General features: G+C 62.0%; 19 protein-coding genes. 11 read left to right on the top strand and 8 right to left on the bottom strand.

From position 1 onward, the window contains the following. Window positions 1-237: 237 nt before the first annotated feature. From WH87_RS18925 to WH87_RS06945, 5 genes are all read right to left on the bottom strand, one after another. Window positions 238-783 (bottom strand): response regulator, encoded by a 546-nt coding sequence (locus WH87_RS18925; RefSeq protein ID WP_052726248.1) that lies wholly within the window; start codon window positions 781-783, stop codon window positions 238-240. A gap of 280 nt (window positions 784-1,063) precedes the next feature. After that, window positions 1,064-1,669, bottom strand: a complete 606-nt coding sequence (locus WH87_RS06960; RefSeq protein ID WP_046137927.1) for a superoxide dismutase — start codon at window positions 1,667-1,669, stop codon at window positions 1,064-1,066. A gap of 152 nt (window positions 1,670-1,821) precedes the next feature. Further along, a complete protein-coding gene (locus tag WH87_RS06955; protein WP_046137926.1) occupies window positions 1,822-3,033 on the bottom strand; it encodes an MFS transporter in 1,212 nt (403 codons plus the stop codon). 60 nt (window positions 3,034-3,093) lie between these two features. After that, on the bottom strand, window positions 3,094-4,083 hold the full coding sequence (locus WH87_RS06950) for an AraC family transcriptional regulator (protein WP_046137925.1): 990 nt from the start codon (window positions 4,081-4,083) through the stop codon (window positions 3,094-3,096). A gap of 212 nt (window positions 4,084-4,295) precedes the next feature. Next, window positions 4,296-6,380, bottom strand: coding sequence for a S9 family peptidase (locus WH87_RS06945; RefSeq protein WP_046137924.1), 2,085 nt, complete (start codon window positions 6,378-6,380; stop codon window positions 4,296-4,298). Between the two features lie 160 nt (window positions 6,381-6,540). Here WH87_RS06945 and WH87_RS06940 point away from each other — a divergent pair, with 160 nt between their 5' ends. The 11 genes from WH87_RS06940 (at window position 6,541) to WH87_RS06890 (ending at window position 14,341) form a co-directional block, all read left to right on the top strand. Then, window positions 6,541-6,840 (top strand): hypothetical protein, encoded by a 300-nt coding sequence (locus WH87_RS06940; protein WP_156458134.1) that lies wholly within the window; start codon window positions 6,541-6,543, stop codon window positions 6,838-6,840. A gap of 15 nt (window positions 6,841-6,855) precedes the next feature. After that, window positions 6,856-9,252, top strand: coding sequence for a hydrogen gas-evolving membrane-bound hydrogenase subunit E (mbhE, locus tag WH87_RS06935; protein ID WP_245622310.1), 2,397 nt, complete (start codon window positions 6,856-6,858; stop codon window positions 9,250-9,252). Then, on the top strand, window positions 9,249-9,674 hold the full coding sequence (locus WH87_RS06930; RefSeq protein ID WP_046137921.1) for an MnhB domain-containing protein: 426 nt from the start codon (window positions 9,249-9,251) through the stop codon (window positions 9,672-9,674). Before mbhE ends, WH87_RS06930 begins: the two co-directional genes overlap by 4 nt. Beyond that, window positions 9,674-10,051 (top strand): Na+/H+ antiporter subunit C, encoded by a 378-nt coding sequence (locus WH87_RS06925; protein WP_046137920.1) that lies wholly within the window; start codon window positions 9,674-9,676, stop codon window positions 10,049-10,051. Before WH87_RS06930 ends, WH87_RS06925 begins: the two co-directional genes overlap by 1 nt. Then, window positions 10,051-11,604, top strand: a complete 1,554-nt coding sequence (locus tag WH87_RS06920) for a proton-conducting transporter transmembrane domain-containing protein (protein ID WP_046137919.1) — start codon at window positions 10,051-10,053, stop codon at window positions 11,602-11,604. The genes WH87_RS06925 and WH87_RS06920 overlap by 1 nt, the downstream gene beginning before the upstream one ends. After that, window positions 11,601-12,080, top strand: a complete 480-nt coding sequence (locus WH87_RS06915) for a Na+/H+ antiporter subunit E (protein WP_046137918.1) — start codon at window positions 11,601-11,603, stop codon at window positions 12,078-12,080. The genes WH87_RS06920 and WH87_RS06915 overlap by 4 nt, the downstream gene beginning before the upstream one ends. Beyond that, the gene (locus tag WH87_RS06910; protein WP_046137917.1) at window positions 12,077-12,379 is read left to right on the top strand and encodes a cation:proton antiporter; all 303 of its coding nucleotides are present in this window, start codon (window positions 12,077-12,079) and stop codon (window positions 12,377-12,379) included. Before WH87_RS06915 ends, WH87_RS06910 begins: the two co-directional genes overlap by 4 nt. Then, entirely contained in the window at window positions 12,376-12,720 is a 345-nt protein-coding gene (gene mnhG / locus WH87_RS06905) for a monovalent cation/H(+) antiporter subunit G (protein ID WP_046137916.1), read from the top strand. Before WH87_RS06910 ends, mnhG begins: the two co-directional genes overlap by 4 nt. Before the next feature lie 133 nt (window positions 12,721-12,853). Next, window positions 12,854-13,276 carry a MucR family transcriptional regulator gene (locus tag WH87_RS06900; protein ID WP_046137915.1) on the top strand — a complete coding sequence of 141 codons (423 nt, stop codon included), beginning with the start codon at window positions 12,854-12,856 and terminating at the stop codon, window positions 13,274-13,276. 218 nt (window positions 13,277-13,494) lie between these two features. Then, window positions 13,495-13,857, top strand: a complete 363-nt coding sequence (locus WH87_RS06895) for a helix-turn-helix domain-containing protein (RefSeq protein ID WP_052726247.1) — start codon at window positions 13,495-13,497, stop codon at window positions 13,855-13,857. Continuing rightward, complete coding sequence (locus tag WH87_RS06890) at window positions 13,847-14,341, top strand: DUF6456 domain-containing protein (protein WP_052952312.1); 495 nt, start codon at window positions 13,847-13,849, stop codon at window positions 14,339-14,341. The genes WH87_RS06895 and WH87_RS06890 overlap by 11 nt, the downstream gene beginning before the upstream one ends. Here the strand turns inward: WH87_RS06890 and WH87_RS06885 are convergent. From WH87_RS06885 to petA, 3 genes are all read right to left on the bottom strand, one after another. Then, on the bottom strand, window positions 14,338-14,763 hold the full coding sequence (locus tag WH87_RS06885) for a SufE family protein (protein WP_046137914.1): 426 nt from the start codon (window positions 14,761-14,763) through the stop codon (window positions 14,338-14,340). The two genes, WH87_RS06890 and WH87_RS06885, sit on opposite strands and share 4 nt — an antisense overlap. 74 nt (window positions 14,764-14,837) lie before the next feature. Continuing rightward, window positions 14,838-15,101: a hypothetical protein gene (locus WH87_RS06880; RefSeq protein WP_046137913.1), complete on the bottom strand. Its 264-nt coding sequence runs from the start codon at window positions 15,099-15,101 to the stop codon at window positions 14,838-14,840. Window positions 15,102-15,245: 144 nt separating this feature from the next. Then, window positions 15,246-15,806 (bottom strand): ubiquinol-cytochrome c reductase iron-sulfur subunit, encoded by a 561-nt coding sequence (gene petA, locus WH87_RS06875; RefSeq protein WP_046137912.1) that lies wholly within the window; start codon window positions 15,804-15,806, stop codon window positions 15,246-15,248. Between the last annotated feature and the right edge of the window lie 6 nt (window positions 15,807-15,812).

Raw genomic sequence — 15,812 nt, 5'->3', positions numbered from 1 at the left:
TCTTTTATTTGTGCCGTGCTGCGAGAGACCCACGGATCAAGTCCGTGGGAAGCGGCGGTGGGTGGCGTGGTTTTTTGGGGGCTTCTTTGAGGGAGGATACCCCCACCCGGCCTCCCCCTGAAAAGGGGGAGGAGGGCTTCGGGTTTTGGGCGCGATCGTAACGCGAGCACAAGCTCGTTCCTCCCCCTATCAGGGGGAGGCTAGGAGGGGGTACTTCTGGCAAACACCTGCCCGTGCCTAGTGCTCGAGGCCCGGATGCTGGGGCTTGGGGGCTTTGGGGAAGAGCGGGATGACGTTGTCGGTGTTGCGGCGGGCCGGGGTTGGGCTTGGCTTGGGCATGGTAATGCGGTCGCGGCGGTCCGGGCCGCGATAGCCACCCAGGGCGCCGACGACGCTGCGCGTCTTGAGCCGGGTTTGAATGCGCTGCAGCAGGTGGCGGGGCGACATCGGCTTGACGATGACCTCGTCGATGCCGGCGCTGATCGCCTGATGGCGCATTGGTGGCGTGATCGTGCGGGTGAGTGCGATGACCGGGACGTCCTGGCTAATCAGATGGTTGTTGAGGCGAATGCCTTCCACCATCTCATAGGCAGGGCGACCTTCACGGTCGAAGTCGCATACCAGCATGTGAACAGGGGCAAGCCGCATATAGGCGATGAGCTCGAGTTCGCTCTCGAACTGGCGGACTTTGAGGTGTGAATCGCCAGCCACCACCATCGTCAACAAAGACGACAGCGCAGGATTTGCCGCGATAATCGCAACGACCTTGGCAGGCTCTGACACGCACGCTCCCCGAATAGTGAACAAATTGTTACCATAGGGTGGTGTGGCGTAGAAGGGGGCGCAGGGAGCAAGGGCCAACGGGCTGGGGAAAATGCGGGGGCGCGCTATGCTTCAGCCGTCACCCTCGGGCCTGACCCGAGGGTTTTGGGACAGGCGGGGAAGTGAAGAGCCGTCGGGTCTCAAGCCCGAGGGTGACGAGCGGTGGTGGTGCCGCCAAAAACACAAAGCCCGCCAACGCGCGGGGCGTTGACGGGCTCTGTTTTATCGTTTGGTGCGAAGCTTACTTGGCTTCTTCGAACAGCAGTTCGACGTGTTCCCAGTTCACCAGGTTGTCGAACCAGGCTTCGAGGTACTTCGGACGGGCATTGCGGTAGTCGATGTAATAGGAGTGTTCCCAGACGTCGACGCCGAGCAGTGGATGCGCGTTGTGGATCAGTGGCGACTCACCATTGGCAGTCTTGGAGACTTCCAGCTTGCCGTCCTTGAGCGACAGCCATGCCCAGCCCGAACCGAACTGCGTGGTGCCCGCAGCGATGAAATCAGCGCGGAACTTGTCGAAGCCGCCGAGGTCTTCGTCGATCTTCTTGGCCAGAGCGCCGGGCAGCTTGTTGCCGCCGCCATTTGGCTTCATCCAGTTCCAGAAGTGCACGTGGTTGTAGTGCTGGCCGGCATTGTTGAAGAGGCCGGCATTCTTGCCATAGGACTCCTTGACGATGTCTTCGAGCGCCAGGATTTCCAGGCCCGAACCTTCCAGCAGCTTTTCACCATTGGTGACGTAAGCCTGGTGGTGCTTGTCGTGGTGGAACTCAAGTGTTTCTGCCGACATGTAGGGGCCAAGTGCGTCATAGGCATATGGCAGGGGTGGCAGAGTGAACTTGGTGGACATGAGTAGCCTCCGTCTTTTGTTTATCGCTGAGGAAAAAATCCGACCCAAGCTATAGGCCGATTATGACGATACAACAATCAGTTGGGCTTGAACGTTCCTTCCAAAGCGGTGGTGCTCAACGAAAAGGTTTGGCACCACCGCATCGCTAGGGATCAGGCCTTGCGCTGGGACAGGGCCAGCAGCAGCGTCAGGGCCGCCAAAATGGCCGTCAGGCTCATATTTGCGGTGGCCGAGAAGGTATCCACCACATAACCACCGATCACCGCGCCAAGGGTAATGGCGACCTGGAAGGACACCACCATTAGGCTCCCCGCACCCTCAAGCGCATCGGGCGCCGAGCGCGACAAATTGGCCTGCAGCGAAACCGGCGCCATGCCAAAGGCAAGGCCCCACGACGCGACAAACACGAAGGCTGCTGCAATGCTTGCACCCCATAGCACAAGGGCCAGCGCCGACAGCGCCATGATGGTGGCTGTGAGGGCCAACGTCTTGCGGGCATCAATATCGGCAAGGCGGCCGGCAAGCACGGTGCCCACCACGGCGGCGATGCCGAAGCCACCGAGTACCAGCGCGATCATGCCGGTCGACAGCGACGTAACCTGCTCGAGAAACGGACGCACATAGACTGAGCCGGTCATGTGGCCAGCCATCAGCATGAGAATGGCGAGCATGCCGAGCTGAACGCCGCGACGGCGCGTCAGGCCAAGCACATCGCCCAGGCTATTGCTGGCAGAGGCCGGCAGGCTTGGCAGGCTGATCAGCTGGAGCAGGAGGGCAAAGCCGGCAAGGCCAGCGGTGATGGCGGTGGCGTGGCGCCAGCCGATCCAATCGCTGATCAAGGCGCCCATGGACGGCGCGGCAATGGTGGCGAGGGACACGCCGAGGCTGACCATGGCGACGCCGCGGCCCATGGATTTAGTGCCGACGAGGCGAACCACGACAGCCATGGACAGCGCCCAGAACGCGCTGAGCGCGATGCCGAGGCCAGCCCGACCAACCAGCAGCAGCCAGAAGTCAGTGGCGTAGGCCGACAGCAGATTGGACACGACGGCCAGTGCGCTAAGACCCAGCAGCACGGCTTTGCGGTTGATCGTGCCGATCAACACGTTGCTGAGCAGCGCCGTGATCGCGCCGACCAAAGCGGTGGCGGTGACCACCTGACCGGCCGTGCCTTCGCTGATGCCGAGGTCGGCCGCCATCGGGGTGAGCAGGCCCGCCGGAAGGAACTCGGCAGAGACGAGGGCGAAACTGGTGGCAAGCATGGCGAGCATGGCCAGCCAGGTTTTTGCGCCCCATGACGTTGTCGCCGAGGTCGCGTCATGGTCGACGGCGATGCCATCGAGGGGGAGGGTGGTGTCTGTCACGAAGCTAACTCCAAATTCTGGAGGAGCTTCATAGGCGCACCGGTTGAGACGATATGTGTCTTAAAATCCGAGTTCCATATCAATTCGTCCGGAAGCGCTGCGCCGCACCGCGCCGGGCGAGGCATTGGTGATGCGTTTGAAGGCGCGGGCGAAGCTGGCCTCGGACTCATAACCGAGGCGGGAGGCGACTTCGGCGGTGGCCATGCTGTTTTGCGCCAGCCATTCCTGCGCCAACTGCATGCGCAGGCGGGCAAGATAGCGCGCGGCGCCTTCGCCCAGAATGGCGCTGAAGCGCTCGGCGAACACCGAGCGGGACTGACCGGCCAGCGCCGCGAGGCTTTCGATCGTCCAGTTCCTGCCGGGCTCGCGATGCATGGCGACGAGCGCGCGCCCGACATGAGGATCGCGAATGGCGGCGAGCCAACCGGTGGTGTCATCTTCATGGCCCTTGACCCAGCAGCGGATCAAGCGGGCTGTGAGCAGATCTGCCATGCGCGACAGAATGGTGGCGCTGCCCATGCGGGGCTCACAGGCCTCCACGGTCATGGCGGCGATCAATGGATTGACCATTGGATCGTGGGTGGCGACGTCATTGCCCCTAATGATGGTGGGCATCAGGCTGATCAGAGGGTGCAGGGCATAGGCACCAAGCTCCATCGAGCCCGAGAACAGAATGGACGCGCTGCCGTCCCCGTCTTTGACGACCTTACACACGTTGCCGCCGAGCTTGGTGATCTGGCATTTGGACATTGAATCGTCAGTCTTGTCCGGTGTGCTGGCGAGGCGGTGTTCGGCGCCCTGCGGCAACAATACGAGGTCGCCGTCGCTCAGCTCTTCCCAGCCTTTGGTCTTGGTATGGACCCAGCATGGCCCACGGCTGACGAAGTGAAAGCGCAGTTGTGGCTGCTCCGGGAAGGCCAGGCTCCACGGATGGCGCAATTCAAGCCGACCATAGTTGACGCCGCTGAGCCGGAAGTCCTGCAGGACCTCGCTCAGGGCATCCTGCCCGGCTTCCAGCTGGAGATGTGCGGCGGACGAATTGTTGGTCATCGGGGTAATGTAATGATCGTTCGTCCGGTGAGCAAGGTGGATTTGTCCTTCCACCGGGTCACCCCGGCCTTGAGCCGGGGTCCATCTCGAGATAGTGCCGCAGCCGCAAAGTGGCTCAAATGCTCATCTCAGGATGGATCCCGGCTCAAGGCCGGGATGACACGTGCTTGGGGAGGGGCCTTTCCTCTCCCCTGAAGAAGGGGCATGTGCGACTAGGCCTGGTCCGCTCCCACGACCTGCAACGCAAAGGCGTAGCACTGGGCGGTTTCTTTGAGGCGGTCGAAGCGGCCCGATGCGCCGCCGTGGCCGGCGCCCATATTGGTCTTGAGGTAGATCGGGGTGTCGCCCGTCTTGGTGGCGCGCAGCTTGGCGACCCACTTGGCGGGCTCCCAATAGGTCACGCGCGGATCGGTCAAACCAGCCAACGCGAAGATCGGCGGATAGTCCTTGGCGGCAACCTGCTCATAGGGGGCGTAGGCAGCGATGCGGGCATAGTCCTCAGCCGAAGCCAGCGGATTGCCCCATTCGGGCCATTCTGGCGGGGTCAGTGGCAGGGTTTCGTCGAGCATGGTGTTGAGCACGTCGACAAACGGCACCTGCGCGAGAATGCCACCCCAGAGATCGGGGCGCAGATTGGCGATGGCGCCCATGAGCATGCCACCGGCCGAACCGCCCTGCGCCACGATGCGGCCCTTGGACGTATAGCCCTCGGCAATCAGCATCTCAGCGGCAGCGATGAAATCGGTGAAGGTGTTGGTCTTGTTTTCGCGGCGACCATGTACGTACCAGCGATAGCCCTTTTCCATGCCGCCGCGAATGTGAGCGGTGGCGTGGACGAAGCCACGATCGACCAGCGAGAGCGCCGAGATGGAGAAGTTGGACGGCATGGACATGCCATAAGCGCCGTAGCCGTAGAGCAGGGCCGGGGCCGAGCCATCGAGCTTGGTGCCCTTGCGATAGAGCACGGTGACGGGGACCAGCTCGCCATCGGACGCCTTGGCGAAGAGGCGGCGGGTCTCGTAGTCCGCTGGATTGTGACCGGAGGGCACTTCCTGCTCCTTGAGCAGGGTGCGGGTGCCGGTCTCGAGGTCCATGTCATAGGTGCGCGACGGCGTGGTGGGCGAGGCATAAGTGAGGCGGAACACCGACGTATCGAACTCGTAGCCGACCGACATACCCAGCGAATAGGCCTCCTCGTCGAATTTGACGGTCTCTTCCTTATTGGTGCGCAGGTCGCGCACGACAATGCGCGGCAGGCCTTCATAGCGCTCAAGGCGCAGCAGGTGGTTTTTGATGACCGTGCTGTCGAGGATCAGCACGCCCTGCTGGTGGGCGATGAGATCGGTCCAGTTGTCGGCGCCGGGATTGTCGACGGGCGCGGTGACGATCTTGAAGTCTTCGGCGCCATCCGCATTGGTGCGGATATAGAGCAGGCCATCGCGCTCATCGATGTCGTATTCACGATCTGTGAGGCGTGGCGCGACAAGGCGTGCCTCGCCGCCTTTCTCAGCGTCGATCAGCCAGCATTCCGATGTCTGGTGATCATGCGCGTCGATGACGATGAACTTGTCGGACAGGGTGCGGCCAACGCCGACGAAAAAGCCGGGGTCTTTTTCTTCGAAGATGATCGGATCGTTCGCCTGGTCAGTCCCGATGGTGTGCAGCTTGATGCGATAGGGGCGGTGATTGTCGTCATACTCGGTGTAGTAGATCGACTTGGAATCATTGCTCCAGACATAGGATCCGGCGGTCTCGGTGATGACCTCGGCGCTGTCGACGCCGGTATCGAGATCGCGGATGACGATGTCATAATATTCCGAGCCCGCGCGGTCGGCGGCCCAGGCGAGATAGCGGTGCGAGCGATCATGCTCGGCGCCAGCAAAGCCGAAATAGCCTTCGCCGGCTTCCACGTTGCAATCGAGCAGAACGGTTTCTTCGCCACCCTCACGCGGGGTGCGCACGATCAGTGGGTACTGCTTGCCCTCGAGCATGCGCGAATTATAGGCGAAGGGGCCGTCGGGCGAAGCGATGCCGCTATCGTCCTCTTTGATGCGGCCGCGAATTTCCTTGTAGATCGTGTCCTGCAGCGCCTCGGTCGGCTTGCCGAACTGCTCCTCGAAATAGCTGTTCTCGGCGTCGAGATAGGCGCGGATTTCGGGATCGAGCGTCTCGGGCTTCTGCATCACCTCCTGCCAGTTGTCGGCGCGCAGCCAATTGTATGGGTCGTCACGCGTAACGCCGTGGAAGGTGGCCGCGTGAGACTTCTGGGCAGCGATGGGAGCGGAGGATTTGGTCATGGAGACATCCGGTCGATGGCTTGCGGGAACTGCGCAATGCAGCGTGTGGCAGATGTAGGCAGATAGGTTGGGGATTGCTACCTGTTTGGGTGGCTTACCTGGGGAGCCCATGCCAGAAAGTAGCGGCGAGTCTGTTTCGTGTCTGTTTACGGAGAACGTCATGCGGTCTTGGGACCCAATGCGCAACTTCCCAGAGCTCGATGCGCTTTCGGACGATGAAGCCAAGACGCTGATTTTGACAACACAGCGCAAAGTGGCCCGCCGCCCCATCATATTACTTGGGCTGTTGCTGGTTCTGGGCCTCGCAGCTTTCCTGATTGCCAGCTTTGTCAGCACACGCGGCCTCGCCGGCGGCGCGATCATTGGTGGCCTCGTCGGGGTTGTTGCCATTGGCTACATGGTGCTGGTGATCAAGCCGCTGATGCGCGCGGAATTTCTCAAGCAGGGGTATCCGCGCTAGCGGATGGCAGGGGATTTGACGCAGACACTGGACCCGCTTCTCATTCTCGTTGCCCTTGCGCCGTTTATCGCCGCGCTGTTCACGCCGCTGTTGCAGCGCCTCATCGGGTCGTATGCCGGCTGGGTGCTGGCCTTGGTGCCTGCGGGGATCTTCGCTTACCTCTCAAGCTATCTGCATCCCATTGCGACCGGCACGCTGGTGCAGGGCGCTATCGATTGGGTGCCGGTCTATAATCTCAGGCTGTCGTTCTATCTCGACGGGCTGAGCCTGACCTTTGCGCTGACCATTGCGGGCATTGGCGCGCTGGTGGTGCTTTACGCGGCCTCCTATCTCAAGGGGCATCCGCATCAGGGGCGGTTCCTGGCGTTTCTGATGGCCTTTATGGGCGCCATGCTGGGCCTTGTGCTCGCCGACAACATGCTGGCGCTGTTCATGTTCTGGGAGCTGACGTCGGTCACCTCGTTCCTGCTGATCGGCTTTGACCACAGCCGGCAGGCGGCGCGACGCGGGGCTATTCAGGCGCTGGTGGTGACCAATATCGGCGGCATGGGCCTGCTGGCGGGCGTGCTGCTGTTGCAGATGATTGCTGGCACCTGGGAGATGAGCGCCATCGGTGGTGTGGTGCGCGACAGCGGGCTTTATGGCATTGTTCTCGCCTGTATCCTTCTCGCCGCCTTCACCAAATCGGCGCAGTTTCCGTTCCACTTCTGGCTGCCCAACGCCATGGAAGCGCCAACGCCGGTTTCGGCATTTCTGCACTCCGCCACGATGGTGCAGGCGGGCGTCTATCTGCTGGCGCGCACGACGCCGTTTTTGGGCGGCACAGAAATCTGGACCACGCTGCTGGTCGGGTTCGGTGGCGTGACGCTGATCTGGGGTGCGCTGGGGGCGATGCGCCAGAGCGATCTCAAACAGATGCTGGCGCAGACCACGATTGCCTCGCTGGGGCTTCTGGTGCTGCTGATCGGGCTGGGGACCGAGACGGCCATTCTGGCCATGGTCGCCTATTTCGTTGCCCATGCGCTCTACAAGGCGGCCATGTTCATGATTGTCGGCGCGGTGGATCACGGCACCGGGACGCGCGAAATCACGGCGCTCGGCGGGCTCGCGAATGTCATGCCACTGACGTTCTTTGCGGCGGTTCTGGCGGGGCTGGCCATGGTTGGCCTGCCGCCGACCATCGGGTTCTTTGCCAAGGAAGAGATGTATCTCGCGCTGGCCAATACCGAGTGGCAGGGCATTTTGACGCTGCTGGTTCTGGTGGCGGGCAATGCGCTACTGGGCGGGGTGGCGCTGCTGGTGGTGATCAAGCCCTTCCTCGGCGCGATGACCGAAACGCCGCGCCACGCCCATGAAGCGCCGCCCGCCATGCTGGCCGGGCCGATCCTGCTGGCGATTGCCGGTGTCATCGGCTCCATCTTTATCATCGGGCTGGCCGATTACATTCTGTCGCCCGCAGCCTCTTCGATACGCGGCGACTATGTCGAAAGCCATCTGGGCTGGGCCATCGATCTGACAAGCCCGGTGATCTGGCTGTCGGTGGCGACCTGGATCCTGAGTGGCGCGGTGTATTACTGGGCCGGGGCCATCCGTTCGGGACTGCGCCGCGCATCGTCCGCGCTGGGCTGGACGGCGGACACGGTGTTTGACGCAGTGATGTTCGGCCTGATCCGCTTTGCCGGGGCGGTGACGCGCTGGCTGCATCATGGTCGGCTGGAGCTTTATCTGGTGCTGGTGTTTGTGACGCTGGCGCTGGCGCTGTTCGTGCCGCTTTTGGGCATGGGCGGGCTGGAGCGTCTGTTGCCGACGGCTGAGCTGGGCAACTGGAGCGCGGTGCTGGCCTGGCCTGATCTGAGGCCCTACGAATGGGGCGTGATCGCCTTGGCGGTGATCGGGTTGGGCGCGGTGTTGATGGCGCCGAGCCGCTTGGTGGCGATCCTGTCGTTGGGCGTGCAGGGTGCGGCGGTGGCGCTGATCTTCCTGCTGTTCGGCGCACCCGACCTGGCGTTCACCCAGTTCATGGTGGAAATCCTTTCGGTCGTGATTCTGACGCTGGTGATGACCAAGCTGAAGCTCGACGAGCGGGATCCGCGTCACCTCGAAGACCTGCTGCGCGACGGCACTTTGGCTGTTGTCTGCGGGGCAGGGGTGAGCCTGTTGCTCATGGTGGTTCTGGCCGGGCCGCTCGATACACGCCTCAGCGATTTCTTCACCGCCACCAGCGTGCCGATTGCCCACGGCGCCAATATCGTCAACGTCATCCTCGTCGACTATCGCGGCTTTGATACGCTGGGCGAAATTTCGGTGGTGATGGCCGCTGGGATCGCCATCATGGCGCTGCTGCGCAGCCGCAAAAAGCCAGCCGCGCCACCCAAGCCCCGCACCCGCAAGGCGAAGGGAGCCACGGCATGAACACGCTGATCTTCCGCACGCTCGCGCCGGTCATTGTCGGCATCATGCTGGTGTTCTCGGTCTATGTATGCCTGCGCGGCCACAATGAACCGGGCGGCGGCTTTATCGGCGGGCTGATCGCGGCCTCGGCCATTGCGGTCTATGCCATGGCGGTGGGCGTGCCGGCGGTGCGCGAGGCGCTGCGGTTTGAGCCGACGGCCTTTGCCGGATTTGGCGTGTTCATCGCGGCGGGCTCGGGTCTGTTGTCGCTGGGAACTGGGTCGCCCTTCCTCACCAGCATCTGGCTCTATCTCAATCTCGGCGACACCGTGGTGCCGCTGTCCACACCGATGATCTTCGATATCGGGGTCTATTTCGTCGTTTTTGGCACCATTTCGGCCGTGGCGCTGGCGCTGCAAGGCGATGAGGGGGAGGAACCCTGATGGAACACGTGCTGGCAATTCTGGTCGGGCTGTTTGTGGCATTGGGGATCTACCTGCTTCTGTCGCGCTCGGTGATCCGCATGCTGCTGGGCATGGTGGTGCTGGGCAATGGCGTGAACCTGCTGATCTTCACCGCCGGACGGCTAACCCGCGAAATCGCGCCGATTGTACCCGATGGGCTGAGTGTGCCTGCTGGGCCGATCGCCAATCCGCTGCCACAGGCGCTGATTCTGACGGCTATCGTCATCGGCTTTGCCATGTTCAGCTTCCTGCTGGTGCTGGCCTATCGCGCCTATCAGACGCTCGACGCCGACAATACCGACACCATGCGCCTGGCTGAGCCGGACAATGCGCCCAACCCACCCCTGAGCTATTGATGGACGGTATGCAGCAAACGGCGACGATCATAGCCGACTGGATTGTGGTGCTGCCGCTGGTGCTGGCGCTGATGGGCGCGGCAGCCTTGGTGATGCGGCGGAGCAGCACGAGCTCGGCCGTGCTGGCCATCTGCGTGGTGCTGACCATCATCGCCTGCGAGATTGCGCTGCTACTGCGGGTGTCCTTTGCCGGGCCGCTGAGCATGACCATGGGCAACTGGTTGCCGCCCTTCGGCATCAGCTTTGCCGCAGACGCCTTTGGCGTGGTCTTTGCGTTGACCGCTGCGCTGGTGACGCTGGCTGTGCTGGTCTATGCGCAGGGCGAGCGCGCCAGCAATGATGGGCGCGACGGCTTCCACGCGCTGGTCCTGCTGTTGCTGGCAGGCGTCACCGGATCGTTCCTCACCGGCGATCTGTTCAATCTCTATGTCTGGTTCGAGGTGATGCTGATCGCTTCGTTCGGGCTGATCGTCCTGGGCGGAAGTCCGGCACAGCTTGATGGCGCGGTGAAGTACGGCTTTCTCAATTTCCTCGCGACGACGCTGTTCCTGCTCTCGCTCGGGCTGATCTATGGCCTGCTCGGCACGCTGAACATGGCCGATATCCTGCGCGTGGCGCCGGACGCCAATCCGGCGGCGCTGACCGGTATTGCCGCGCTGTTGCTGCTGGCCTTCGGCATGAAGGCGGCGGCATTTCCGCTCAACGCCTGGCTGCCAGCGTCCTATCACACGCCGCCTGTGGTGATTTCGGCGCTGATGGCCGGGTTGCTGACCAAGGTCGGTGCCTATGCGCTGCTGCGCGTGTTGATCCTGCTGCTGCCATCCAGCCGGGAGGTGCTTGAGCCAGTACTGGTGGTGATCGCGGTGGCAACGCTGCTGACCGCACCACTGGGGGCGATTGCGGAAACCAATCTGCGCCGGGCGCTCGGCTTCCTCGTTATCGGCGGCATTGGCGCCGTTGTGGCGGGTATCGCCATCGGTTCGCACACGGCGGTGGCGGGGGCAGGCTTTTACATCGTGCACGCCATGCTGACGATGACGGCGCTGTATCTAGTGGCGGGGCTGATCGAGCGGATGACGGGCGAAACCGATAGCCGCCGCATGGGCGGGCTCTACGCAGCCAGTGCGCCGCTTTCGATCCTGTTCTTCGTGCTGATGCTGGCAGCGGCGGGTGTGCCGCCGCTATTGGGCTTCTGGCCCAAACTGTTGCTGTTGCAGGCGGGGCTGGAGCAGGGTGATTGGGGCGGCATCGCGTTGGTCGTGGCGCTGATCCTCAATGCGGTGCTGACGCTGATCGCCGTATCGCGGCTCTGGGCGCATATGTTCTGGCGCGATGGCATGGAAGGCAGCGGCGCGGAGCCGCAACCGCTGGTGGTGCTGAGCCGCAATGAGGCATGGCTGCGCTATGGCACGGCTGGCGTGCTGACAGCTGCCGTGGTGGCGCTCGGCCTCTGGCCTAACGGGCTGCTGGAAATCATCGGCACCGGGGCCTTCGATATGATCGACCCGTCGCGCTACGTGAGCGCGGTTGGGCTGGCGGGAGGCACGCCATGAGAGCCGCGCTGCTGGTACTGACACTCGCGCTGATCTGGGCTGCCATAACGGGCAGCTTTAACCCACTCAACCTGCTGCTGGGGGCAGGGCTGGGCCTGGTGGTCGCGCTACTGCTGCGGCAGTCGCTGCAAGGGCGGATCAACCTACGCCGCCTGCGGGCTGCCCTGTCGCTGCTGGGGCTCTTCCTGTGGGAGCTGATGGTCAGCGCCGTGCGCGTGTCGATCATCGTGCTGTCGCCGAACCTCAAGGCGGCGCTCAACCCGGCTATTATCGCCTTTCCGCTGACGGTGAAGTCGGATGCCGAGATTACGCTTTTGGCCAATCTCATCACGCTGACACCGGGCACGCTCAGTATCGATGTCTCGGAGGATCGCAGCACGCTCTACGTGCACGTTTTGGCGCTGACAACGCGCGAGGATGCTATCGCCGACATTGCCAATGGCTTTGAGGCCAAGGTGCGGGAGTTGTACGCATGAGCGCGGCAGATGTGCTTGATCTAACGACAATGATCGCCCTGGTGATGCTGGGTCTGTCGCTATTGATTTCAATTGTTCGTGTTGTCATCGGACCAACTCTGGCCGACCGCGTCTTGGCGCTCGATCTGTTGACGGTCCTCGCCATGGGCTTTGTTGGAACGGTGGCAATCCGCACCGGGCTGATGCTGTATCTGGACATTGCAATTGCGCTGGCGCTGTTGGGCTTTCTCGCGACAATTGCGTTTGCGCGCTACATCTTGGCGAAAAATCTGGGTAAAGCGGGGAAGAACGACCGATGATTGTCGATCTCGCCATCTATGCTGGTTGCTTCCTAATGCTTGTCGGTGCTGCATTTTGTTTGCTGGCATCTGTCGGCGTCTTGCGCCTGCCCGATCTGCTGACCCGCATGCACGCGGCATCCAAGGCCGGAGCGGTCGGTGGTGGGCTGATTCTGCTAGCAGTTGCCGTCTTGTCTTTCGATCCTGCCGTTGCTGTACGGGCAATAATCGGGGTCGTGTTCATCTTAATTACGACGCCTTTGTCAGCGCATCTGTTGGCTAGGGCAAGTTATGGCGCTGACTACGCGGCAAAAAATAATATCGCTGCTGACGAGATGAAGTCTAAAAGCGGCCCGAATTGACAAGTATGACTGTTCGTCGCGGTAACATGTTAATTGCTGCATCTCCTTGCGAAGGCAACTGAACAGTCATAGGAATGCACACGGCATCGACCGCCCTCGTTGGTGCTCTATAGAACCCATGAAAGGTTGAATTATGAACGAAGCGACCGGTTCGGCGACCGGCTATGAGACCGACCTAATCGAGCTCAGCAGCGAGATCGTCTCTGCATATGTGAGCCACAACGCAGTTAGCCCCACCGATCTGCCTAAGCTGATCGCTGAGGTGCACGGCGCGCTGCGGGCCCTGCAGAACAATGAAGTCCCTGTACAGGTTGAAGAACTCAAGCCGGCTGTGCCTGTGCGCAAGTCCGTCGCTGCAGATTTTATCATCTGCCTCGAAGATGGTAAAAAGTTCAAATCCCTGAAGCGTCACCTGCGCACCCACTACAACCTCTCGCCAGAAGAATACCGCGAGAAGTGGAACCTGCCAGCTGACTACCCAATGGTTGCTCCAAACTACTCGGCGACGCGCTCCAAGCTCGCCAAGGACAATGGCCTCGGCCGCAAGGCTGCCTGATTATCGGCGCCTGCCACACGACGAGACGTCGCGCTTGATCCAGCCAGTTCTGGCGATTAGGCCCCGGCGATAACCAAAGTTCAAACGGCCGCTCTCCAGAGTGGCCGTTTGAATGTCCGGCCCTTCTGGCCTCTCAGTAAATTCCCCACTTATCCCCGGTTGGCTTTGACCGTCGCAGTATGTAGGAATAAATTCCTTGTACCCGACGAGGCCAGACTATGAATACCGGCTGTCATCCGCTTTCTCCGCTGAACACCCTGACGCGGCGCTCTGCCTGCGATGATGTGATTGCGCTTGTCGCGCGCGAAAAGCGCGTACCTATCCGGCTGATAATCCACAAATCCCGGTGTCGCCCACCAACCGCCCGTGCTCGCCAGCTTGCCATGTATCTCAGCCATGTTGTGCTCGGGCGCAGCCTGACGGAAATCGGTGGCGCATTTGGTCGTGATAGGACAACAGTCTCATATGCCTGCGCTGTCATCGAGGATATGCGCGATGATCCTGCCTTTGATGAGGAGGTCAGCGCACTTGAGCGGCGCCTGGAGGCTGCCCAAGCGGAGGGGGTTGCAGATGCGCACTGAAGCCGATGACGCAGTGGTGGCGCGGCTCGCGGCCAGCAAGGGCGAGGATGGCGCGACGTTTCTGCTGCCCCACCATGTGGCGGCGGCCGATCGGCTGGCGCGGCTGATCGAGCGCTCACGTCTCGTGCCGCGCGTGACCATGTCCTATGACCCGGCGCGGGTCGGTGGCGGACGTAAGGGCGGCAACGGGGCGGCGGAGGTTAGCGACAGTGCCGTAGAGGCCCGTCAGGCGCTCAACCGGATCGCGGCGCAATTGCCGGGGGACTGCTGGGGCGTAGTGTTTGACGTGTGCGGGCTGGGCAAGGGCCTGCAGGCCATCGAGATCGAGCGGCGCTGGCCACGGCGCAGCGCCAAGCTGATACTGCGCATCGGGCTCGAGCAATTGGCCGACCAGTTTGGCTTGCAGCCCCATCGGGCGAGCGGGCAGGGCGGCGCAGTGCGGGGATGGCTGGAAACGCGCCCAGCCATGTTTGCCGACGGTTAGCTCAGGGCCTTCGCTTCGGTGCGGATGCGATTGACCATGGCGACAAGGCCATTAGAACGCTGCATGCCCAGGTGCTCGCTGAGACCAACCTTCTTGAACCACTCAATGGCGTCGGTTTCGGCGATCTCCGCTGCGGGGCGGTCGGAGTAAAGCGCCAGCAGGATAGCCACGAGCCCCTTGGTGATGATGGCGTCTGACTGGCCGCGAAAGCTCATCGATGGTGTTGGTCCGGAACGGTCCGTTTTGGACACGAGCCAGACATTTGACACGCAGCCCTTGACCTTGTTGTCGTCGGTCTTGTCGTCTTCGGGCATGGACGGCAAAGCCTGGCCCAACTCGATGACGTAATTGAGCCGGTCCTCCCAATCGTCAAGGAAGGAGAGGTTTTCGGCGATGTCTTGAAAGGCTTTGGGCTCGGTCATGAGCCTTATCTAGTGAGCAGAGATGCGCCCCGCAAGCAAAACTGGGCGCACGAACGGTGGAGGGAGCGTTTGGCTCAGTTGGCCTGTACGCCCAGAAAGCGCAGACCGGCAAACTGGGTAAACTGCCAGATGACTTCGCAGGACTTGAGGCGGCCATTGACCAGCAGCGACAGCATGGGCGGCAGCTGCGTGGGCACGTGAACTTCGATCTGCGCGCCGGTGGCGGTCAGGTTCATCACCGAAACGGTAATCTGGGTCAGGCCGTTATCCATCACGGCAACTGCCGAGAGGTCGGGTGCATCGGAGAGGTCTTGGCGAATCTGGGTATTGGTTTTCATGACGCCTGAGGTAGGCGTGGCCGCCTTCCCCGAGGTGAACCAGATCGCTGCAATTTTACCGATCGCGAAAGCCGTGGAGAACGCTGGAAAAGCCTGTGGAGAGAGCCTTTTGTGGCTGGTCCAGAGGCGCTTAGAGTCGCGGCGCTAGCCGATCTGGATCGAGGTCGCCGTTTTGAAGACATAGGGCGGCATCACTAGGTTGAGCGGCGCTGGGCCGGATCGAATGCGGCCTGAGGCATCATATTGTGAGCCGTGGCAGGGGCAGTACCAGCCATCCTTGTAGGACCCCGCATTGAACACCGGCACGCAGCCCAGATGCGTGCAGATCCCGATCACCACCAGATATTGTTCATGCCCCTCGATGACTCGCGCCGAATCCGGTGCGGGGTCCTTCAGGTCGTTGAGCGGGACCGACTGCATGTCGGTAATGTCTTCGGGGGTTCGATAGCGAATGAAGATGGGCTGACCACGCCACTGCACCGTTATCTCCTGTCCGACCGCCATGGCGGACAGATCAAACTCGGCCGAGCCGGTGGCGAGTACCGAGGCGTCGGGGTTCATTTGATCGATGAGCGGCCAGATGGTGGCGCCCGCACCCACGACCGCAACGGCGCCCGTCGCCACGAACAGGAAATCCCGTCGTGTGGGACCGGTCGGCACGGGCTTGGTGGGTGGCAGATGGCTGAGTTCAGGATGGTCCGTCATGGCACG

This window comes from Devosia epidermidihirudinis, from assembly GCF_000971295.1.
GTDB classification, from domain to species: Bacteria; Pseudomonadota; Alphaproteobacteria; order Rhizobiales; family Devosiaceae; genus Devosia; species Devosia epidermidihirudinis.
The sequence above is the reverse complement of the archived record's forward strand: the minus strand, read 5'-3'. Positions and strand labels throughout refer to the sequence as shown.